Source organism: Rhodoblastus acidophilus (genome assembly GCF_900187365.1).
In the GTDB taxonomy this organism is placed as follows: domain Bacteria; phylum Pseudomonadota; class Alphaproteobacteria; order Rhizobiales; family Beijerinckiaceae; genus Rhodoblastus; species Rhodoblastus acidophilus.
Window position 1 is genome coordinate 535,970 of record NZ_FYDG01000002.1, and the last position, 22,624, is coordinate 558,593.

Sequence of the window (22,624 nt, forward strand, 5' to 3'; positions counted from 1 at the left end):
CAGCCTCAAGACCGCGCGCGTTTCGCGCCGGTCTTGCGGGGCGGCCTCGCGACGTCTTCAACGAAAACCGCCGCCGAGCGCGCCGCGACGACGATGCGGGACGTCGGGATCGGCGCGCCATCCTCGGTCTGGCTGTCGAGCGCCAGGCGCCAGCGTTTTCCGGCGCGATGCGGCAGGGCGCGGGCGACGGGGGCGGAACCGGCGTTCAGCAGCAAGGCGGCGCGGGAGTCGCCGACCGTGAAAACGGCGCCGAGAAAATGCCGCGCGCCCTGCCATTGCTCGGGCGCGCGCAGGGGGCCGTCGACGCCCCACCATTCCACGTCGGCGGGGCCGTCGTCCCGCGCCGCGCCGGTCAGAAAATGTTCGTCGGTGAAGGCCGGGATGGCGCGGCGCAGCGCCAGCGCGCGCATGGCGAAGGCGAGCAGGCGCGGATCGCCCCCCGCCCAGTCGAGCCAGGAGATTTCATTGTCCTGCGCATAGGCGTTGTTGTTGCCGCGCTGGCTCTGCCCGAATTCCGCGCCCATCGACAGCATGGGCGTGCCGCGCGAAAAGATCAGCGTCGCCAGCAGCGCGCGCTGGTCGCGGCGGCGCGCCGCCAAAATCGTCGCGTCGGCGGTTTCGCCTTCGACCCCGTTGTTCCAGGAGTAATTGGCGTCGGTTCCGTCGCGGTTGGCCTCGCCATTGGCCTCGTTGTGCTTGTGGGCGTAGGAAACCAGATCGGCCAGCGTGAAGCCGTCATGCGCCGTGACGAAATTGATCGAGCGCGAGGGCGGCTTTTTCCCGGCGAACAGATCGGCCGATCCGGCCAACCGCGTCGCCAGATCGCCGATCATGCCGGAATCGCCGCGCCAGAATTTTCGCGCGGCGTCGCGGTAGCGGTCGTTCCACTCGCCCCAATTGGCCGGAAAGGCGCCGATCTGATAGCCGCCGGGACCGAGATCCCACGGCTCCGCGATCAGTTTCAGCCCGCGCAGCGCCGGGTCCTGCGCCAGCGCTGCGAACAGCGGCGCATGAGGATCAAAACCGTCGGCGCGCCGGCCCAGCGTGGTCATCAGGTCGAAGCGGAAGCCATCGACGCCGCCGTAAATCGCCCAGGCGCGCAGGGCGTCCATCGTCAGCCTGATGACGGCGGGATGGTCGGCGCGCAAAATATTGCCGCAGCCGGCGTCGTTGATATAGGCGGCGGGATTCTGCCGGTACAGCCGGTAATAGGCGGGATTGTCGAGGCCGCGCAGCGAGATCAGCGGGCCGTGTCCGTCGCCCTCGGCGGTGTGGTTGAACACGACGTCGATCAGCACTTCCAGGCCCGCCGCGTGCAGGGCGGCCACCGCCTCGCGCACCTCCGCCCAGCCGCCCGGCGCGAGGCGCGGGTCGGGCGCGAGCGGCGCGACGGGATTGTAGCCCCAGTAATTGCTCAGGCCGAGCTCGTGCAAATGGCGCTCGTCGAGCCCGGCGGCGCAGGGCAGCAGTTCGAGCGCGGTGACGCCGAGTTTTTGCAGATGGGCGATCGCGGCGGGATGAGCGAGGCCGGCGAAAGTCCCGCGCAGTTTTTCGGGAACGTCTTGCAGCAGCTTGGTGAAGCCGCGCACATGCGCTTCGTAGATGATTGTGTCGCGCCAGGGAATCCCGTTGCGCCGCGCCGGCGCCGGCTGGGGATCGCAGGCTTTCGCCTTGGGGGCGAAGGCGGCGCTGTCCTCGGACGAATCGGGAAAAAAGGACGGATGCAGGCGCGCCGGCGCGTCCAGCTCCAGCGCGAACGGATCGAGCAGCAGCTTGCGCGGATTGAAATACAGCCCGCGCTCCGGCGCGTAGGGGCCGTAGGCGCGCAGACCGTAGAGCGCGCCGGCTTGCAGGCCGGGAACAAAGCCGTGGAACACCGGGCCGGTGCGGCCGGGCAGCGTCAGGCGCGCGATTTCGCGCGCCCCGGCGGCGTCGAACAGGCACAGGTCGATCCGCTCGGCCGTTTCCGAGAAGACGGCGATATTGGCGCCGCCTTCCCCAAGTCTCAGGCCGAGCGGCTCCGGCGCGCCGGCCGTGACGATCATGCCGCCGTCCGCTGCGCGGCGGCCACGGCGGCGTAAATCTCGGCGTAATGCTTGGCCGGAAACGTCCAGCTCACATCCGCCTTCATGCCGTTGGCCTGGATCTTCTTCCAGATTTTCTTTTGCTGGAACAGATGCGCGCCGCGCCGCACCGCGCCGGACAAAGCCTCCGAAGACACCGGCGAGAATTGCAGGCCGGTGGCGCAGCCCGCCTGCACCGCCATTTCATTGGCGTCCACGACGGTGTCGGCGAGGCCGCCGACCCGCGCCACGATCGGCGGCGCGCCATAGCGCAGCGCGCACAGCTGGGTCAGGCCGCAGGGCTCGAAGCGCGAGGGCACCAGAATGGCGTCGGCGCCGGCCTGGACGAGATGAGCCAGCTTCTCTTCATAGCCGAAATAGGCGCCGACGCGCCCGGCGTAAGTCTGGGTCGCCTCCTGGAAGGCGGCCTCCAGGCCGGGATCGCCGGAGACCAGCATCGCCAGTTGGGCGTCGCAGGCCTCGAAGGTCGGCAGGCATTGCAGCAGCAGATCGAGCCCCTTCTGCCAGGACAGGCGGCTGACCACGCCGACCAAAAATTTCTTGTCGTCGCGCTCCAGCCCGAACCGGTCCTGCAGCGCCTTCTTGTTGACGGCGCGGCCGGCCAGGCTTTTCGCCGAATACCTCGCCGCGACGAGCTTGTCGGTCTCGGGATTCCACACCTGCGTGTCGATACCGTTGAGAATGCCGGACAATTCGCCCGCGCGGGCGCGCAGCAGGCCGTCGAGCCCCATGCCCGCGTGCGACGTCTGGATTTCCAGCGCATAGGTCGGCGAGACCGTGGTGATGTGGTCGGACAGCTGCAAGCCGGCCTTCAGGAAGCCGACGCCGCCGTAATATTCGACGCCTTCGATGGAGAACGCCTGCGGCGGCAGGCCGAGCTGGCCGAAGGTCGCCGCCGGGAACTGGCCCTGGAAGGCGAGATTGTGGACGGTGATGACGCTGCCGGGGCGCGGCGCCTCGCTGTAATGCAGATAGGCGGCGGTGAGGCCGGCCTGCCAGTCATGGGCGTGGACCACCTGCGGGACGAAGCCGGGAACGGCGCCCTGGCCAATCAGCGCGCCGACCTTGCCGAGCGCGGCGAAACGCAGGGCGTTGTCGGGGAAATCGCGGCCGTCGACCCCGCCGTAAGGCCCGCCGTCGCGCACGAAAAGATGCGGCGCGTCGAGCACGAACAGATCGAGCGCGCCGACCCGGGCCGCCAGCAATCGGGCCGGGCCGCCGAACAGATCCTCGAATTCCGCCGCCGATTCGGCCTTCTTCAGCGCCGCCATCACCGGCCGATAGCCGGGGATGAGACTGCGAATCTCGACGCCCTCGGGCGCCAGCGCGCCGGGCAGCGCCCCCGCCACATCGGCGAGACCGCCGGTCTTTATCAAAGGGTAAAGTTCGGAAGCGACGGAGAGGACTTTCATTTCAGACTTTCAATCGGTCGAGCATCGGCTGGGTGATGAGGCAGACGCCGCCTTCGCTGACGCGGAAACGCTGGGCGTCCAGTTCGGGATCTTCGCCCACCACGAGGCCCTCGGGGATGCGCACGCCGGCGTCGACCACGACCTTGGTGAGACGGGCGTGCCGCGCCACATTGACGTCGGGCAGCAGCACGCATCCGTTGGCGCTGGCGAAGGAATTGAGCCGCACGTTGCTGAACAGCAGGGTCTCGCGCAACGAGGCGCCCGAGACGATGCAGCCGCCCGACACCAGCGAGGAAATCGCCTGGCCGCGCCGCCCTTCGAGATCGTGGACGAATTTGGCCGGGGCGGTCAGTTCGGAATAGGTCCAGATCGGCCAGTCGCGGTCGTAAATATCGAGTTCGGGCGTAACGCCGGTCAGGTCGATATTGGCCTCCCAATAGGCGTCGAGCGTGCCGACGTCGCGCCAATAGGCCCGCGTCTCGTTCTCCGAGCGCACGCAGGAATCGGCGAAGCGATGGGCCACCGCCTTGCCGTTCTTGACGATATAGGGAATCACGTCCTTGCCGAAGTCATGGCTGGAATTCGGGTCGGCGGCGTCCCGCGCCAGCTGGTCGAACAGGAATTTGGTGTTGAAGACGTAAATGCCCATGCTGGCGAGGCAAATGTCGTCCGAACCGGGAATGGTCGGCGGGTCCTTGGACTTTTCGACGAAACTGGTGATGCGCCGGTTCTTGTCGATGCCCATCACGCCGAAGCCGATGGCGTCGGCCTTGGGGACTTCGAGGCAGCCGACGGTGACGTCGGCCCGCGCATCCACATGCTGTTGCAGCATGAGCTCGTAGTCCATCTTGTAAATATGGTCGCCGGCGAGGATGACGATATATTCCGGCCCATAGTCCAGCACGATGTCGGCGTTCTGGTGCACGGCGTCGGCGGTGCCGACATACCATTTGTCCTCGGAGACGCGCTGCGAGGCCGGCAGAATATCAAAGCTCTCATTGCGTTCCGCGCGCAAAAAAGTCCAGCCGCGCTGCAGGTGGCGGATCAGGCTGTGCGCCTTGTACTGGGTGGCGACGGCGATGCGGCGGATGCCGGAATTGAGCGCGTTGGACAGCGCGAAATCGATGATGCGCGTCTTGCCGCCGAAATAGACCGCCGGCTTGGCCCGGCGGTCGGTCAATTCCAGCAAGCGGGAGCCGCGCCCGCCTGCGAGCACATAAGCCATGGTCTGACGGGCGAGCGGGGCGTGGGAATGAGCCGGCATATTATTGTCCTTGCGGTTCGGGCCGGAAATTGGGGTTTTGCTGTTACACCCGCGTGAATCCGGTTCACGCGGGGTCGAGAATCAACATTAACGCGGCGAGCGGCGGCGCATTGATCCGCGCCGAGGCGGGATATTGCTTGAAGGGCTTCGGCTCGGCGAGCACGCCGCCGAGATTGCCCTGGCCGGAGCCGCCGTAAATTTCGGAATCGGTGTTGAGGATTTCCTTCCAGCGCCCGGCCTGCGGCAGGCCGATCAGGTAATCGCCGCGCGGCACCGGCGTGAAATTGACGACGAAGGCGACGGTCGGCGCGCCCGGACTGCGCCGCACCCAGGACAGCACCGAATTTTCGGCGTCGTCGGCGTCGATCCATTCGAAGCCCTCGCCCTCGCAGTCGCGGCCATGCAGCGCGGGATGCGCGCGGTAGACCTGATTGAGGTCGCCGACCAGCCGCGACAGGCCCTTATGCGGCGCGTATTGCAACAAATGCCAGTCGAGCGCGCGCTTTTCGCTCCATTCGCTGGTCTGGCCGAACTCCTGGCCCATGAACAGCAGTTTTTTGCCGGGATGCGCCCACATGAACGCGAGATAGGCGCGGCCATTGGCGAAACGCCGCCATTCGTCGCCGGGCATCTTGCCGATCAGCGGCCCCTTGCCGTGAACCACTTCGTCATGGGAGATCGGCAGGATGAAGTTTTCGGAAAAGGCGTAGAGCAGGCCGAAGGTCAGCCATTGGTGGCTCCAGCGCCGGTGAACCGGGTCCTTGCTCACATAGCGCAAGGTGTCGTTCATCCAGCCCATGTTCCATTTGAAGCCGAAGCCGAGGCCGCCGGCGTAGACCGGCTGCGACACGCCCGGCCACGCCGTGGATTCCTCCGCGATCATCATCGCGCCGGGATAACGCTCGTAAACCAGCGTGTTGACCCGCTGCAGGAAGGCGACGGCGTCGAAATTCTCGTTGCCGCCGCGCTCGTTGGGCAGCCATTCGCCGGCCTTGCGCGAATAATCGAGGTAGAGCATCGAGGCGACGGCGTCGACGCGCAGCCCGTCGATGTGGAACTGCTCGAACCAGAACAGCGCATTGACCGTGAGGAAATTGGCGACCTCGCGGCGGCCGAAATCGTAGATCGCGGTGTTCCAGTCCGGGTGAAATCCCCGGCGCGGATCGGGATGCTCGTAGAGCGCGGCGCCGTCGAACCAGGCGAGGCCATGCGCGTCCACCGGGAAATGCGCCGGCACCCAATCAAGGATCACGCCGAGGCCCTCGCGATGGGCGCGATCGACGAAACGCCGGAAGCCGTCGGGATCGCCGAAGCGCGAGGTCGGGGCGTAGAGGCCGATCGGCTGATAGCCCCAGGAGGCGTCGAGCGGATGCTCGGAAACCGGCATCAGTTCGAGATGGGTGAAGCCGAGATTTTTCGCGTAGGGAATCAGGGTTTCAGCCAGCTCGTCATAGCTGAGAAAGCGGCCGTCCGGCTCGTCGGGATCATATTCGCGCCGCCACGAGCCGAGATGAACCTCGTAGATCGCCATGGGCGCGCGACGGGCGTCGGTGCGCGCGCGCCGTTCGAGCCAGTCGGCGTCGCCCCAGGCGAAAGGCTTTTCGTCGGGCACGAGGCTGGCAGTCAAAGGCCGCAGTTGCGAGTGCTGGCCGAAGGGGTCGGCCTTGAGCGGGACGATCTCGCCATGGACGCCGAGAATTTCATATTTGTAGAAGACGCCCGCCGCGAGGCCGGGAACGAAAATCTCCCACAGGCCGGAATCGACGCGCTTGCGCATCGCATGGCGCCGGCCGTCCCACAGGTTGAAGTCGCCGACGACGGAGACGCGCTGCGCCTGCGGCGCCCAGACCGAGAAATGCACGCCCTCGACGCCCTCGTGGGTCAGGACATGCGCGCCAAGCCGCTCATAAAGTTTCAGATGCGCGCCCTCGACCAGCAGATGGTCGTCGAGCGGGCCGAGCAGCGGGCCAAAACGATAGGGATCGTCCCATTCCCAGACATCGCCGGCCTTTTCGGCGCGCAGGCGATAGGCGAAGGGCGGCGTCTTCTCGGTCACGCCCTCGAAGAAGTCGTCGCCGCGCGGCGACAGGTCAATGGTTTCGCCGCCCTCGATCAGCGCGGTCACGTTCGACGCGCCGGGGACGAGCGCGCGAATGATGGTTCCGCCGGGAACCGCATGGGGACCGAGCACGGCGAAAGGGTCGCCGTGGCGTCCGCTGGCGAGCGCGGCGATCTCGGCGTCATCGACGCGTTGCAGAGCGTTCGTCATCGGCTCAGGCCCGCGGCCGGAGCGTCGGGACTTTCCAGATGTCCTCGGCATATTCTTGAATGGTGCGGTCCGACGAGAACCAGGCGGTGCGCGCGGTGTTCAGGATCGCCGCGCGCTGCCACGCCTTCCGGTCGCGCCAGCGCCGCGTCACGGCCGCCTGGGCGGCGCGATAGGCGACGAAATCCGCCGCCACCAGGAAATAGTCGTGGTAGGTGATGGAATCGACCAGCCCCTGGTAGCGATGGCGGTCGTCATGCGAGAACGCGCCTTCGGCGATGCTCTCCAGCACCTCGCGCAATTCGGGCGCCGCCGCGATGGTGTCGCGCATGTCGATGCCCTGCGCCCGGCGCTTGGCGACCTCGTCGGCCTTGAGGCCGAAAATGAAAATATTGTCGTCGCCGACGCGCTCCTTGATCTCGACATTGGCCCCGTCGAGCGTGCCGATGGTGAGCGCGCCATTGAGCGCCATTTTCATGTTGCCGGTGCCGGACGCCTCCATGCCGGCGGTGGAGATCTGCTCGGACAGGTCGGCGGCGGGAATGATCGCCTCGGCGAGGCTGACATTGTAATTGGGCAGGAACACCACTTTGAGCTGATCGCGCACGGTCGGGTCGTTGTTGACCACGCGCGCCACGTCATTGGCCAGCTTGATGATCAGCTTGGCCTGCTGGTAGCTCGCCGCCGCCTTGCCGGCGAAGATTTTCACGCGCGGCGCCATGTCGCGCATCGGCTGCGCGCGGATCTCGTTGTAGAGCGCGATCGTGTCGAGAATGTTCAGCAGCTGGCGCTTGTATTCGTGGATGCGCTTGATCTGCACGTCGAACAATGCAGCGGGGTTCACCTTGATCATCGTTCGGTCGGCGATGACGCGGGCGAGGTTTTCCTTGTTGGCCTGCTTGGCCGCCGCCCAGCGCGCCTGGAAATTCAGATCGTCGGCATAGGGTTCGAGCTTGATCAGCAGGGAGGGATCGTCGAGCACCTCCTTGCCCAGCGTCTCCACCAGCAGCCGGGTCAGATGCGGATTGGCCTCGAACAGCCAGCGCCGGAACGTCACGCCATTGGTCTTGTTGCAGATGCGGTCGGGAAAGAGCTCGTGCAACTCGCGGAACACGGTTTCCTTCACCAGTTCCGAATGCAGCGCGGAGACGCCGTTGACCTTGTGCGAGCCGAGGAAGGCCAGCGGCCCCATGCGGACATGGCGGCCGCGGTGCTCGTCGATCAGCGAGACCGCCGCGAGCTTTTGCGGATCGTCCAGGCCCTTGGCGCGCAAGGCGTCGAGATGCTTGGCGTTGATCAGATAGATGATCTGCATGTGGCGCGGCAGCAGCCGCTCCATCAGCGGCGCCGGCCAGGTCTCCAGCGCCTCCGGCAGCAGGGTGTGGTTGGTGTAGGAGAAAGTGGCGACGGTGATCTCCCAGGCGCGGTCCCACGCGACGCCGTGAACATCGACCAGCAGCCGCATCAGTTCGGCGACGCCGATGGCCGGATGGGTGTCGTTGAGCTGGATCGCGGCCTTGTCGGCGAGCGTGTTGATGTCGCCGTTCTGTTCGAGATGGCGGCGCATCAGATCCTGCAGCGAGGCCGAGGCGAAGAAATATTCCTGCCGCAGCCGGAGTTCCTGGCCGGCGGGCGTGGAATCGCTGGGATAGAGAACCTTGGAAATCGATTCGGCGCGGACCTGATCGGCCTGCGCGCCGAAATAATCGCCCTGGTTGAACTTGTCGAGCCGCAGCGGATCGGGCGCGCGCGCCGACCACAGCCGCAGCGTGTTGACGTGCTGGCCGCGCCAGCCCACCACCGGCGTGTCGAAGGCGACGGCCGCGACGATTTCGGCGGGGCGCCAGACCTGCGCGGTCTGCTCGTTGCGCGCGACGCTCTCGACCGAGCCGCCGAAGCCGATCTCGTAATGCACCTCCGGCCGGGGGAACTCCCAGGGATTGCCGAATTCGAGCCAATCCTCGGGATATTCATGCTGCCAGCCGTCGGCGATGGTCTGGCGAAACAGGCCATGGTCGTAGCGGATGCCATAGCCATGCGCGGCGATGCCGAGCGTCGCCATGCTCTCCATGAAGCAGGCGGCGAGACGGCCGAGGCCGCCGTTGCCCAGCGCCGCATCGGGTTCGAGGTCGCGCAATCTGTCGAGATCGACGTCGAGGCCGGCCAGCGCCTCGCGCATCGGCTCGACCAGATCGAGGTTGGTGAGCGAATCGAACAGCAGGCGCCCGACCAGGAATTCCAGCGACAAATAGTAAACCCGGCGCCGGCTCTCGCGGTAATTGGCGCGCACCGTGGTCATCCAATTGTCGACCATGCGGTCGCGCGCGGCGAGCGCCACGGCGATGAACCAGTCGCGTTCGCTGGCGGCGTTTCTGTCCTTGCCTACGGAATAGGCGAGCTTTTCCAGCACGGCCTCGCGCAGTTTCGCCGCGACGGCTGCGCCGTTCGCGGCCCCGGCCTCCGGGGCGTCGTCGGGACGGTCGGAGGCGGCGGCGATGGTTTCGGTCATGGGGCGTCCTGGATCACGAATTGCGATTTGACGCCATGGTAAGGCGACCGTCCGCGCATTTCCAGCTTTGCAGGGCGTTTTTATGTCGCCCTTTCGCTTCCGCTTACTCCAGACGCACGTTGACGCTGTCGCTGGCGCCATTGGCGTCGATCACCGAGACCCGCGCGAAGCCCGCGCCGTCCGGCTTCCAGCGCGCCTCATGGCGCGGGCTGGCGCCGTCGATCGGCGCGCCGTTCACCGTCCAGACGAAGGGCGGCGCGCCCCCTTGCGCCTTCAGGCTCAGTTCGGTCGTTTCGCCATGGCTCAACCCGAGATCGATGCGGGCGCCCTCGGGCGGATAGAAGATCCTGATCGGATGGCCGAAGGTCGCGGCGATGGTTTTGGGACCGCGGCGCAGGTGGCGCAAGGGCGGGGGCAGGTCGGCGCTGTTGCGCGCCTCCAGCACATTCGCGGGGCGCGGGACGGGATCGTTGGCGCCGCCGACGCGGGCGAACGCGTCGAACAGGATGGGCGCGGCGACCTGCCGGCCGATCAGGCCGGGGACCGGCGCATTGTCGGGGCGGCCGACCCAGACCCCGATCGTGTGGGCGCGGTCGAAGCCGATCGCCAGCGCATCGCGATAGCCATAGGAGGTGCCGGTCTTGAAGGCGATTCGACCGGCGGCGCCATTGTCGGGCGGGGGCGCGCCGCGCAGGATGTCGGCGATCTGCCAGGCGCTGGCCGGCTCGGTGAGGCGGCGGTTTTCCGGTTTCGGCGGATCGTCGAGGCTCTCGACCAGATCGGGCGCGACGCCTTCACGCGGAAAAGCGGCATAGGCGCGGGTCAGGTCGATCAGCCGCGCGCCGACGCCGCCGAGACCGATGGCGAGGCCGACGTCGGAGTCTTTGGGCAGTTTGAGGTCGAGACCGGCGCTGCGCAGGCGGGCCAGCAGCCGCGCCGGGCCGACCTCGTTCAGCAATTGCGCCGCCGGCAGGTTGAGCGACGTTTGCAGCGCCTTGCGCGCCGTGACCGCGCCATGGAACGCATCGTCGAAATTGACCGGGCGCCATAGGCCGTAGCGCGCCGGGGAATCGTCGAGCAGGGTTTCGGGATGCGCCAGCCCGTCGGAAAAAGCGGCCGCGTAAATGAACGGTTTTAATGTCGAGCCGGGCGAACGCAGGGCGCGGGCCATATCGAGGGCGCCGGCGCGCTCTTTGGCGAAATAATCGGCGCCGCCGACATGGGCGAGCACATGGCCGTTGGCATTGTCGATGACGATGATCGCGGCGGCGAGTTTTTCGCCAAGCCGCGCGCATTTGCGCCGCGCCAGTTCCTCCAGGCTGCTTTGCAGCCGCGCGTCATAGGCGAGGCGCCAGACGCGCCGCTCCGGATGCGTTTTGACAAGTTGGTCGGTGACCTGCGCGGCGAGATTGGGAAAACTCTGGCGCAGCGGAATCGGTTCGGCCCTGGCGCGGCGGGCCTCCTCGGCGCCGAGCGCATGAGCGGCCAGCGCGCGGTCGATCACCCGGTCGCGCGCGGCGCGGGCGCGGGCCGGCGCGTGGTCGGGACGGCGCGCTTCCGGCGCCTGCGGCAGCGCCACCAGCAACGCCGCCTCGCCCGTGGTGAGGCGGCGCGGCTCCTTGCCGAACCAGGCGAGACTGGCGGCGCGCAGCCCCTCGACATTGCCGCCGTAAGGCGCGAGCGCGAGGTAGATTTCCAGAATCTCTTTTTTGGAGAACCGCGCCTCCAGTTGCGCGGCGCGATAGATTTGTTTCAGCTTGGCGGCGAATGTGTGCGGCCCGCGCGGCTCCAGCAGCCGCGCCGCCTGCATGGTCAGGGTCGAGCCGCCGGACAACGCGCGGCCATGCGTGGCGTATTGCCAGAGCGCGCGCGCCAGCGCGAGCGCATCGACGCCGGGATGGCGCTCGAATCTCTTGTCTTCGTAAGCTTTGAGCAGGACGAAAAATTTGGGATCGACGTCATCGGCTTTCACAGGCAGCCGCCAGCGCCCGTCCGGCGCGGCGAAGGCGCGCAGCAGCGCGCCATTGCGGTCGAGCGCGAAGGTCGAAGCGGTCTGAAGCGCCGACAGATCGGGCGGCCCCAGCCGGCGCGCGATTTCCCCCACGCTCCACGGCAGGGCCAAACCGCCGACCAGCACTGCGACGAACGCCTTGAGGAAGCGCGGGTCGCGTTGAACCTTCACTTCTTCGCCGCCTCGACCGCCACCTCGCCAAAACCGGTGCGGCCGAACCGCTCGGGCCGGTACATGTCCTCGATCAGCGCCGGCGGCTGCGCGTAGCGGCCGGGGCTAACCGCCCGCACGATATAGGCGATAGAGAACGTCGCCTTGTCGGCGCCGGAGCGTTCGAACGAGGCGACGAAACGGTCGTCGCGATATTCGGCATGGCTCGGCTCGACCTCGGCCTTGACCCAATCCAGCCCCTCGCTCGACCCGCCGTCGTAAAGCGCGGGATTGTCGATCTCGAGACCGGCCGGCAGCCGGTCCTCCAGCACGAGGCGCGCGAAGGCGGCCTCGGACTCCACCACTTTCAGCGTGACCACCAGCCGCTCGTTCTGGGCGAGATGCAGCGGATCGGCGGGCGAGCCGTCCATGTGGAACAGCCCGCGCTCCAACGAATAGCCATGCATTTCCGCCGGCTCCGGCGCGCTCGGACGGCCGGATACGTCAAGGCCGATGCGGATCGGCTTGTCGCCGGCGTTGGCGATGGTCACGGGCTTCGCCCGCAACACCGCGTCTTCGAACCGCGCGCTGAAGGCGCCCTGCTTTTCGACGCCGTTCACCACGATCTTTTGCGATTGCGCCTGCGCGGCGCTGGCCTGCGCCGCCAGAACCAGCCAGCTTTGCTCCTGAGTCGAACTCTTGCGCAGGTTGACGCTCTCGCCCTCGACAAACCGCGCCGCCTTGACCAGGACCGCCGGATCGGCGCCGCCTTCCGCGCCCAAAGCCAGCAGTCCCGCGCCGTCGCGCAGCGACGAACCGAAATCGGGCCGCGAATATTGCGACGGTTTGGCCCAGCGCAGCGCCTCGGCCGCGGCGGCGAAGATTGTCGACGCCCGCGCCTTGTCGCCCAAAAGCGCGGCGGCGCCGGCCAGTTGCGCCCGGGCCAGCGGCGTCGTGAACACGTCGAGCTTGGCGTCGGCGAGATAGTGCAAATCGCCGCTCACCGGACGGCCGTTGCGCGCCAGCACATAGATGGAATAGGCGAGCGGCGCGCTCTTGTCGGCGTCGACCTCGGTGGCGTTGACGACATAATTGCGGAGACGGTCGAGCGCGAGATCCATCGCCTTCTGCGGCACGTCATAGCCGTTCTCGCGCGCCCGCGTCAGGAAGTCGCCGACATAGCTGTTCAGCCACATGTCCTCGGCGCCGCTCGCCGACCACAGGCCGAAGGCGCCGGAGGAATCCTGCCGCGCCAGCAGCGTCTTGATGGCGGCGTTGACCCGGCCCGGAACGTCCTGCGCCCACGCGCCATGGCGCGCTTCGGCGAGCTTGTTGACATAGAGCAGCGGCAGGGCGCGGCTCACCGTCTGTTCGGAACAGGAATAGGGATAGACGTCGAGATTGTGCAGCAGCGCCGCCGCGTCGATCCCGGCGAGCGGCGACGCGCTCACCGCCAGCGCGCCGGTTCCGGGCAGGAAATCGGCGAGCAGAGCCGCGTTCAGCGTCAGGCTCTCGCCAGGCGCCAATTCGCGCAGGTCGCGCCGCACCAAAGGCGAGGTCCCCGGCTGCACCGGGAGCGGCAGGGTTTGCGTGGTCGAGAAATTCGGGCCGGTCAGAGCCACCTGCACGGCGCCATCTCCGAGCTTTGCCGCGCGAAGGGGAATATCGACCACGGCCGAAGCCTTGGCCGCCAGTTTGACCGTGCGATGCAGCGCCCCCTCATCGCCCGCCACGCCGCCTTGCGGGCGGATGTCGATGCGGTAGTCGCCGCCCGCGCCCTCGACATTGTCGATGCGCAGGTTGAGGCGCGACTGGTCGTTGAGCGCGAGGAAACGCGGCAGGCTGGCCTGGATCACCACGGGATCGCGCACGACGACATCGGCCGAGGCCGAGCCCGCCGCCTTTTTGGTCCAGGCGACGGCGGTCAGCCGCACGGTTCCGTTGAACGCGGGCATGTCGAAGGAGACCTGCGCCTTGCCGTCCGGCCCGACCTTCACCAGACCCGAATAAAGCGCCAGCGGCTCCTGCGTCGGCTTTTCCACCCCGGCTTCCGGCCCGCCGGAATCGCCGCCGCTATGAATGGCGCCGCGCGTCCCCTGCAAGCCGTCGATCAGCAGGCCGTAGAGGTCGCGCACCTCCGCCGACAACAGTTTCTGACCATAAAAATAGCCGCGCGGGTCGGGCGTCTGGTAGCGCGTGAGATTGAGGATGCCGAGATCGACGGCGGACACGGTGACATAGGCCTCCTCCCCGCCCCCCTTGATTTGCAGCGGGACCGTCAATTTTTCGCGCGGGCTGGCTTTTTGCGGCGCATGAAGCGCCACGTCGAGGCTGTGCGCCGGCTGGTCGATTCCGAACCAGGCGACGCCGATGGCGCGGCCGGGATTGCGCTGCGCCGCCTTGTCGAGCGGGCGATGGGCCAGCGCCACCGCATAGGCGCCGGCGCCCCAGTCGGCGCCGACCGGAATTTTGATCTCGTTCTCGCCCTTTTTCAGATCGGCGAGCACGGTCGCGTGGACCTTGTCGCCGATGATGGCGACGGTCGCCTTGCTGTCGGCGCGCGCCGTGATCTTCGCCGTCAGTGTGGCGCCGCTGGCGTAATCCTTCTTGTCCAGGGTGAGGTCGAGCAGGTCGGGGGTCGGCGCCTTGGCCTCGCTCGACCAGCCGGAATCAAAACTCACGGAGGTCTGCGCGTCCTTCGGATCGTCGCCGCGCAGGTCGAGACGATAATGACCAAGGCCGACCAGGGCCGCGATTTTTCCGGGCTGGTCCTTGGCGAGATCGAGCGCGCCCGAGGCGATTTTGGTGGTGGAATTGACCTGCTCGAAAGTCCAGCGCCCGTCCTGCTTGTACCACTGGTAGTCGCTATTGACGCGCACCAGCGTCCATTGCACATGCGGCTGCGCCTTGCGGCGGCCATCCGGCCCGACCGCAATGACGTCGAACGTCGCCTGCGCGCCGTCGCTCAGCGTCCCAAAAGTCTTTTTCACGCCGATCAGGCCGGTTTTCGGCAGCAGCGGCAGGAAAACCTGCCGCTCGATGGCGTGGCCGCCCACTTCCCCGGCGCGCAGGGTGATTTTCGCCTCCAGCGGCCGGCTGGCCTCGGCTTCGGGCAGGACGACCTCGACGCTGGCCTTGCCCTTGTCGTCGGTGGCGGCGTCGGTTTCGATGTCGTTCTTGACGGCCGGGAAATCTTCATCGGCCATGCCGGCCTCGAAACCCGCCAGCGCGGGCAGGCCATGATCTCTCGCCTGACTGATTTCGACGTCGCCCGACAGGTTCAGACCGGCGCCGGGAGCGCCATAGAGATAGCGCACGGCGGCGTCGACCGTGACGGTCTCGCCCATTTTGGCGCTCGCCGCCTTGGCCGCCAGCGTCATGTCCATGCGCTCGGGAACGTAGTCCTCGACCAGGAACGAGGTTTCGCCCAAAGCCGGACTTTTCGGATCGACGAAGGCCTCGACGGTCCAGCCGCCGGGCGCGGCGTCCCCCGGCAATTTCAGCGACAGGCTGCGCCCGCCCTGCCCCTGGTCCGCCAGCGTCGTGCGGGAAAATTCCACGCCGTCCGGGCGCTTGACGATGAGAGTCAGCGGCGTTTGCGCCGCCGCCAATCCTTGCGCGTCGCGCAGCAAGGCGGTGAGGAAAACGGTTTCGTTGGAGCGATAGACCCCGCGCTCGGCGTAAACGAACGCGTCGAGTTTTTGCGGCGCGGCGCGGCCCTTCACGCCACGGTCGGCGAGATCGAAGGCGCTTTGCTGCAAATCGAGGAAATTCGCGTCGGCCTTGCCGTCATTGGCGACGATCAGGCCGGGCGCCAGCCCACCCTCGCCGCGCGACAGGCCGGGCGCGAAATGCACAGCGCCCTGCGCATCGGTTTTGGCCGTCGCCAGCGGCTCGTTATTTCGGGCGAGAAGGCGCACCTCCACGCCCTCCTTCGGCGTGGCGTCGGCCAGCGAACGCACGAGAACGGTGAGCCCGTCGGGCGCGCTCAGAGCGGTGAGGCCGAGGTCGGACACCACGAACCATTGCGTCGCCCTTGTGTCGTAAGATTCGTCGCCGGCCGAGAGATCGTCGGCGGCCTGCGCGCTCATCACGTAAACGCCGGGCTGCGGCGTCTTCAAAACCTCCAGCACCGGGAAATCGGTGACGACGTCCTTGTTCTGCTCCTGCTGCGCGTCGAGCGTTCCTGTAAAAATTTTCTCGCCGTCGCTGTCCGCGAACTGTTTTAGGCGATAGCCGGTGAGCTGGTTGAGAAAATCCTCGGACCGCACGGTCGGCAGCAGGTTGCGGTCGCCGACGCGATAGATTTCCACCTTAATCTTGCGGGTGTTGACCGAGACGATCGGCAGGCCCTCGGGACCGACGCGCGGCAGCACGTAATTGCGGCCGGTGAAATGCGCGCTGGGGCTGCGGTCGCGGATGTAGAGATCGTAATTCTGCGGCCGCAACAGATCTTCGCCGACTTGCGAAGGCAGGCCGGCGCGCAGCGTCACCGCATAATGTTCGCCGTGCCGCAGATTTTCGACGCAAATCTGCTGGCTGTCCTGCGAGATGGCGGGCCTGTCCTGGCCGGCGACGGTGACGAAGGGCGAGAAATCGGTGCGGCTGCGCGAAAGGTCTTCGGAAAACTGGAAACAGGCGCGCGGATTGGCCGATTCATTGTCGACCGTATATTTCAGCACGCGGAACCCGTGCTTTTCGCGCATGTCCTCATAGCTCTTGCGCAGGTCGGGATTGTCCTGCGTCTTCAACGCGATGGCGGTGGCGTTCAGCGCGTCGCGCCAGGCTTCGCGATTGGCGTAGATCTGGCCGATCAGGGTCAGGGCGGCGGCTTCGTCGCCGGGCGCCCGCGCCTTCTGATACGACAGCCAGGACGCCGCCAGCGCGAGATCCTTCAGCTGGCTCTCCTCGGCGTCCTTGGCGGTGGAGGCCGCAAGCTCGACGCGGGCCAGCGCCAGCCAGCCGAACGGATCGTCCGGCGCGGAGGCTGCCAAAGCTTCGAGCAGGGTCAGCTGTTGCGCGACGTCGCGGCGCTTCTCGGCGTCGTCGAGTTGCTTGCGCAAGTCCGGGGCCGGGGTCTGCGCCCGCAGATCCTTGGTGTCCTCCCGCGCCTTTTGCGCGAGCTGCTCGCCCTGGGCGGCGAGATCGTCGTTGACATAGGCCTTGGGCGCCGGTCGGGCGGCTGGCGCCTTTTGCGGCTGCGGCGCGGCGGAAAGGGGAGTTACGGCGAGAAATAAACCAACAAGCGCGAGACGAAGGCTGAAAAACGGGCGCATGAGGCGTCCCCCTTCAAGGCAAAGCGCGATAGTATTCCCTCGCTCCGCAACCGGAGCAAGCAATTAATGCGGGCTGCGATCAGCTCTTGCTTTGCTCGGGCTGCGGCGCCTCGACGGTTTCGGCGACGTCTTCGGTCTGAAGCGCCAGACGCTCGATCAGCCGGCGGCGCGCGCGATTGACCCGGCTCTTGATCGTGCCGACCGCCACGCCGCAGATTTCCGCCGCCTCCTCATAAGAAAAGCCGGAGGCGCCGATCAGCACCAGGGCTTCGCGCTGGTCGGCGGGCAACAGATCCAGCTCGGCCCGGAAGTCGATGAAATCCAGATGCGACATCTGGTCGGGCATGGCCACCAGCCGCGACGCCGCCTCGCCATCGACATCCTGCACCTCGCGCCGCGCCTTGCGATATTGGCTGAAGAACGTGTTGCGCATGATGGTGAACAGCCAGGCGCGCATATTGGTGCCATGGGTGAACGAATCGGCGTTGGCCCAGGCCTTGACCAGCGTATCCTGAACGAGGTCGTCGGCGCGGTCGGCGATGCCGGCCAGCGACAAGGCGAAGGCGCGCAGCGACGGGATCTCCGCCAGCAGCTGCTCTTTCAGGCCAGGCGCCTTGTTATGACTCATGCCTGTTCGGCCTTGCCCTCGGCTTTATCTCCAACGCTTTCAAGTTCGTCATTCTCAAGCTGATCCAGCAGCAGCTTGAAACGATCCGGCACAGGCTCGCGCACCGCGGAATCGTAGAATTCGCGCAGCTTTCTGCCGATATGGGCCTGCAGCAAAGGCTCAAGGCCGATGTCGGCGCTGGATTTTTCGCTGTTGTCTTTGCTGTCGTCCGTCATGGCCATGATTCAGGTTTGCGACTTGAGCGTCGCGAAAGGACTCGTGGAGAACGCGCCCGATGGAATTTCGTTCCCGCGGCCGCGCTGGCGCAATGAAGCAGCGCAACCTATATCTGATTTCCGTGTTGGTGTATCGCCTCCTCCGGAGGCAAAGGAATCGGTATGTCGGTTGCGAAAGTGATTGCCGAGCACATGCCGCAGCTGCGACGCTACGCCCGAGCCGTGAGCGGCTCGCAGGCGACGGGCGACGCCGCGGTGGAAGGCCTGCTCCAACGCTTGCTGGCGGAGCCGACCCTGTTCGATCCGGGCGCCGACGCCCGCGAGGAGAGTTTCCGGGTGTTCGCCCAGGTCTGGAACGCTGGCGCGCCGCCGGCGGCGATGCGCCCGGCCTTGCTGCCCGACCTGCGCGTCGAGGCCATCGGGCCGGTGGCCCGCCAGGTTTTCCTGCTGACGGCGGTCGAAGGCTTCACCCCCGGCCAGACCGCGCGCATTCTCGACCTGTCGAAGGAAAAAATCGCGCAATTGATCGAGGAGGCCGGGCGGGCCATTTCCGCCCAGGTCGCCTCGAAAGTGGCGATCATCGAGGACGAGCCGATGATCGCCATGGATCTCGAATCGATCGTGTCCAGCCTCGGCCATCAGGTGGTGGGGCCGGCCCGCACCCATAGCGAGGCGGTGGCGCTGGCCCAGGCCGAACATCCCGGCCTGGTGCTGGCCGATATTCGCCTCGCCGACGGCAGTTCGGGGCTGGAGGCGGTCAATGAAATTCTCGAAAATTGCGCGGCGCCGGTGATTTTCATCACCGCCTATCCCGAGAGCCTGCTGACCGGCGAACGGCCGGAGCCGACGTTCCTGATCTCGAAGCCGTTCCGCGCCGAAACGGTCAAGGCGCTGGTGAGCCAGGCCTTGTTTTTCGACGAGCAGGCGCGCCCGGCGCAGCGGCGGACGGCGTAACCGCCCCGCTCAGTGCGAGAACAACACCGGCAGCGTCATGTGCTTGAGCAGGTAGCGCGACCCGCTGCCGCGCGAGAACAGCGGATAGCCGCCGCCGCCGAACGCGCCCATCACCAGCAGGTCGGCGCCGTGGTCGGCGGCGCGGTTGAGCAGCGCGTCCATCAGGCCGATCTCGCCCAGAACAATCTGCTCCGTCTGCGCCTTGACGCCGTGGTGGGCGAGATGCTCGGCCGCGAGCGCCAGCGACTTGTGGCGGTAGGCCAGCGCCTGTTCGTCGCCCGGCTTGGCCAGACTGACGACCAGCGCCGCCGATTGCGGCCCCGTCAGCGGCGTCGCGTCCGAAAGGGCGCGGGCGCTGGCGCGCGAGTCCGACCAGGCGAACACCGGGCGCGCGCCGACGCTGGAGAAGCCGCCGACATAGGGCACGGCGAGCACGGGGCGCCCCGATTGCACGATGATCTGCTCCGGCAGATCGGGCGGGATCAACGAATTGTCGGGCTTGCGCTGGCCGAGCACGACGAGGTCGAAATGCCGGCTGTAATCGACGAATTGCGGCGCCAGATCCTCCTCGGAGCCGCGGTTGAGGTCCTGGTAATGCGCGTCGACCCCGTCCGTCGCCCGCGCAAACGCCGCGCGGGCGATTTCCGCGGCGTCGCGGTACTCCTGCGACGGCCATTCCGCCGCCATGCCGACCCGATGCGGCGGGGCGATCTGGGAAAACAGGCCGGTGAGGCGCGCGCCATTGCGGCGCGCGAGATCGACGGCGAGGTTGAGACGGGCCTCGCAGCGGGGGCTGGCGGTGAGATGAACCAGGATCGAGCGCAAAGTCATGGGATCAAACCGTGTTTTGCGGGAAGGGCAGGTTTTGCAGGAAGGGATTTTGGCGACGTTCCTCGCCGATCGTGCTCATCGGCCCATGGCCGGAAATAAACGTCATGTCGTCATCGAGCGTCAGCGCCTGCGCGGCGATGGAGCGCAGGAACAACGCGTGATCGCCGCCGGGGAGATCGGTGCGGCCGATCGAGCCCTGGAACAGCACGTCGCCCACGAGGCAAAAATTCATCGGCGCATTGATGAACAGCACGCTGCCGGGCGTGTGTCCCGGACAATGGCGGACGTCGAAGGCGGCGTCGCCGAAGGTCACGACATCGCCATGCTCCAGCCAGCGGTCGGGCGTCACGTCGCGGCAGGCGAAGCCGAACAGCGCCGAGGATTGCGCCTGGCTGTCGAGCAGAAACTTGTCGCCGATCTGCGGCCCCTCGATGGTCACGCCCAACCTTTCGCGCAATTCGGCGGCGCCGCCGGCATGGTCGGCATGGCCGTGGGTCAGCAGGATTTTCTCGACCTGCGCCCCGGTCTGCTCGATGGCGCGCAGGATTTTCGGCACGTCGCCGCCCGGATCGACCACGGCGGCCTTCTTGCTGTTTTCGCAGATGAGCAGGGAGCAATTTTGCTGAAACGGCGTTACGGGAATGAGGACGACCTTGATCTGCGTCATGTAACGAATTTCTCCCCCGCCGCCGGCCCGACCTCCTCGCGCCCGATCTGATCATAACGGCGCTTCTGGCCCGGCGAAAAGGTAAATTTAACGGCATATACCGAAGCGGGCCGCCTGCGCCTTTGGTCTCAGGCGGCTTTGATGGACGCCAGTCCTTGCTGTTGATACCTTTTGCAGGTTCGACCCGGCGCAAAAAAACAAGCAGCCCCCGCCGGCGGGAGGAAGGTCCTGTCTTCAGACAAGACCTGTGTGTCGGAGCGCGAAAATGAACCGTTTTGCTTATCAGATCTATGAAATGGCCCAAATGGCCATGGCGCCGGCGCGCGCCGTGTCCGACCTCACTCGGATGACCTTCAAGAACCCGGCCAATCCCCTGGCCTACACCTCGATGGGCCGCAATATCGCGGCCTCGGCGGAACTGTTCGAGCGGGTGACGCGGCGCTATGGCAAGCCGGCCTTCGACATCGAAACGGTGTTTGTGAACGGCCAGGAGGTCGCCGTTTCCGAGGAGACCGTGCTGGTCAAGCCGTTCTGCCATCTCGTGCATTTCGCGCGCGACCTTCCCCCCGGCTCGGCGCCGCAGTCGCGCCTGCTGATCGTCGCGCCCATGTCGGGCCATTACGCGACGCTGTTGCGCGGCACGGTGGAAGCCTTCCTGCAAACCCATGACGTTTACATCACCGATTGGGTGGACGCGCGCGTGGTGCCGCTCACCCTGGGCAAATTCGATCTCGACGACTACGTCGACTATGTGGTGGACATCTGCGAATTCCTGAGCCTTGCGGGCGGAACGCCGTTCCACGTTCTCGCGGTGTGCCAGCCCTCCGTGCCGGTTCTGGCGGCGGTGGCGCGCATGGAGGCGGAGGACAGCCCGCATGTGCCGGTCTCGATGACGCTCAAGGGCGGCCCGATCGACACAAGGCGCAGCCCGACCGCCGTGAACAAGCTGGCGGAAAAGCGCGGCTCGGCCTGGTTCCGGCAGAACTGCATCCACCTGCTGCCGTTTCCCTATCCGGGCGCGGGCCGTTACGTTTATCCCGGCTTTCTGCAGCTGTCCGGCTTCATGGCGATGAATTTCGACCGCCATGTCAACGCCCATCTCGAAATGTTCAACCATCTCGTCGAAAACGACGGCGATTCAGCGGAAAAGCACCGGGAATTCTACGACGAATATCTGGCGGTGATGGATCTGACCGCCGAATTCTACCTGCAAACCATTGACACGGTGTTCGTGCATCACGCCTTGCCCAAGGGCCAGATGACCCACAAGGGCGAGAAGGTGGATCTCACGGCGATCCGCCGCGTCGGCCTGCTGACGGTCGAGGGCGAGAAGGACGATATTTCCGGCGTCGGCCAGACCCATGCCGCGCAGGAACTGTGCTCCAGCATCCCCGAATCCATCCGCCTGCATCACCTGCAGGCGGATGTCGGCCATTACGGCGTGTTCAACGGCTCGCGCTTCCGCAAGCATATCGCGCCGAGGGTCTGCGCCTTCCACAAGAAGGTGGAGGAGGCGGGGCTGTTCCCCTCCTGATCACATCCTGACATAGGCGAGAACGCGGCGGGGGCTGTAGCTGGAATAGGTGACGCCGCCGCGCCCCTGGTTGCCGCCAAGCCCGATCAGGCCGCGCCCGCCGTAGCCGGCGAAGATCGTGACATGGTGGCGCATGACCACGAGATCGCCGGGCTGCGGGTGGGAGACGCGATGGCCGAGCGAGAGCGCGTCGATGGCGCGCCGCGAGGTGTTGGCCAGCCGATACCCGGCCTGGCGCGCGACCGTGTTGACGAAATCGCGGCACCACGGGCCGCCCCGGCGCGATACCCGGCCATGGCCGAGATAGCGGCTGGCGACATCCAGCAGCGGGTGATGTTCGGACGTCCCGCCCAAAGCCGCGGGCGTCGCCAGCGCCATGAAGGCGGACGGACGGCTCCAAACGTGGGCGTGACGCCGTCCATGCCCATGCCGCCCCCAGCGATGGCGGCCGCCATGATGGGCGAAACGGCGGCCGTGATGGCTGAAATGCCCGTGATGGACGTGATGAACTCTGGCGCCGTGAGACGCGCCCGCGTGGCGAGGACGGGCGAAAGCGTCTGAACCGGGGGCGTGCAGTCCGAAAAGCAGTGCGAGCGCCACCGTCGCGCCCCGAGCGATTTTCTTCAGCATGTCAACTCCGCCTGTTACTGGCGAGCCCGGCGCGGCCTCCGCGGCTCACGGTGCGGGACGTTACGGACACGGTTCGGCCGCCGCCGATCGTCCCTGGGATTGTGCCTGCCGCAGGTCCTCGCCCAGTGTCAGGGCGACGCGCGAGGAGCCGCCCCCGCGCATCGACAAGCTCAGGCCTGCGGACACGCGCAAG

Annotated in this window: 14 protein-coding genes; 2 read left to right on the forward strand and 12 right to left on the reverse strand. The window is 66.7% G+C overall.

Going from position 1 to position 22,624, the window contains the following annotated elements; translation table 11 throughout:
* Positions 1-5: 5 nt before the first annotated feature.
* The 9 genes from glgX to CFB24_RS07840 form a co-directional block, all read right to left on the reverse strand.
* Positions 6-2,045 carry a glycogen debranching protein GlgX gene (glgX, locus tag CFB24_RS07800; protein ID WP_088519994.1) on the reverse strand — a complete coding sequence of 680 codons (2,040 nt, stop codon included), beginning with the start codon at positions 2,043-2,045 and terminating at the stop codon, positions 6-8.
* Complete coding sequence (gene glgA, locus CFB24_RS07805; protein ID WP_088519995.1) at positions 2,042-3,496, reverse strand: glycogen synthase GlgA; 1,455 nt, start codon at positions 3,494-3,496, stop codon at positions 2,042-2,044. Before glgA ends, glgX begins: the two co-directional genes overlap by 4 nt.
* A gap of 1 nt (position 3,497) precedes the next feature.
* A complete protein-coding gene (glgC, locus tag CFB24_RS07810) occupies positions 3,498-4,760 on the reverse strand; it encodes a glucose-1-phosphate adenylyltransferase (protein ID WP_088519996.1) in 1,263 nt (420 codons plus the stop codon).
* A 64-nt stretch (positions 4,761-4,824) separates the two neighbouring features.
* Positions 4,825-7,029, reverse strand: coding sequence for a 1,4-alpha-glucan branching protein GlgB (gene glgB, locus CFB24_RS07815; protein ID WP_088519997.1), 2,205 nt, complete (start codon positions 7,027-7,029; stop codon positions 4,825-4,827).
* Between the two features lie 4 nt (positions 7,030-7,033).
* Complete coding sequence (locus tag CFB24_RS07820) at positions 7,034-9,535, reverse strand: glycogen/starch/alpha-glucan phosphorylase (protein ID WP_088519998.1); 2,502 nt, start codon at positions 9,533-9,535, stop codon at positions 7,034-7,036.
* Positions 9,536-9,638: 103 nt separating this feature from the next.
* A complete protein-coding gene (pbpC, locus tag CFB24_RS07825) occupies positions 9,639-11,717 on the reverse strand; it encodes a penicillin-binding protein 1C (protein WP_088519999.1) in 2,079 nt (692 codons plus the stop codon).
* Positions 11,714-16,972: an alpha-2-macroglobulin gene (locus tag CFB24_RS07830; protein ID WP_088520000.1), complete on the reverse strand. Its 5,259-nt coding sequence runs from the start codon at positions 16,970-16,972 to the stop codon at positions 11,714-11,716. Before CFB24_RS07830 ends, pbpC begins: the two co-directional genes overlap by 4 nt.
* Positions 16,973-17,051: 79 nt before the next feature.
* The gene (locus CFB24_RS07835; RefSeq protein ID WP_176440418.1) at positions 17,052-17,600 is read right to left on the reverse strand and encodes a sigma-70 family RNA polymerase sigma factor; all 549 of its coding nucleotides are present in this window, start codon (positions 17,598-17,600) and stop codon (positions 17,052-17,054) included.
* Positions 17,597-17,815 (reverse strand): NepR family anti-sigma factor, encoded by a 219-nt coding sequence (locus CFB24_RS07840; protein WP_141098387.1) that lies wholly within the window; start codon positions 17,813-17,815, stop codon positions 17,597-17,599. The genes CFB24_RS07835 and CFB24_RS07840 overlap by 4 nt, the downstream gene beginning before the upstream one ends.
* A gap of 162 nt (positions 17,816-17,977) precedes the next feature.
* On the opposite strand from CFB24_RS07840, the gene CFB24_RS07845 reads away from it, so the two are divergent.
* Complete coding sequence (locus CFB24_RS07845) at positions 17,978-18,769, forward strand: response regulator (protein WP_088520002.1); 792 nt, start codon at positions 17,978-17,980, stop codon at positions 18,767-18,769.
* Between the two features lie 9 nt (positions 18,770-18,778).
* Here CFB24_RS07845 and CFB24_RS07850 read toward each other — a convergent pair whose 3' ends face one another.
* Together CFB24_RS07850 and CFB24_RS07855 are read right to left on the reverse strand one after the other, a co-directional pair.
* Positions 18,779-19,600, reverse strand: a complete 822-nt coding sequence (locus CFB24_RS07850) for a universal stress protein (RefSeq protein ID WP_088520003.1) — start codon at positions 19,598-19,600, stop codon at positions 18,779-18,781.
* Between the two features lie 4 nt (positions 19,601-19,604).
* A complete protein-coding gene (locus CFB24_RS07855; protein ID WP_088520004.1) occupies positions 19,605-20,267 on the reverse strand; it encodes an MBL fold metallo-hydrolase in 663 nt (220 codons plus the stop codon).
* A 265-nt stretch (positions 20,268-20,532) separates the two neighbouring features.
* Between CFB24_RS07855 and CFB24_RS07860 the strand changes: the two genes are divergently transcribed.
* Positions 20,533-21,801, forward strand: a complete 1,269-nt coding sequence (locus CFB24_RS07860) for a polyhydroxyalkanoate depolymerase (protein ID WP_088520005.1) — start codon at positions 20,533-20,535, stop codon at positions 21,799-21,801.
* On the opposite strand, the gene CFB24_RS22500 is transcribed toward CFB24_RS07860, so the two are convergent.
* A complete protein-coding gene (locus tag CFB24_RS22500) occupies positions 21,802-22,431 on the reverse strand; it encodes a C40 family peptidase (RefSeq protein ID WP_141098388.1) in 630 nt (209 codons plus the stop codon).
* Positions 22,432-22,624: the final 193 nt, after the last annotated feature.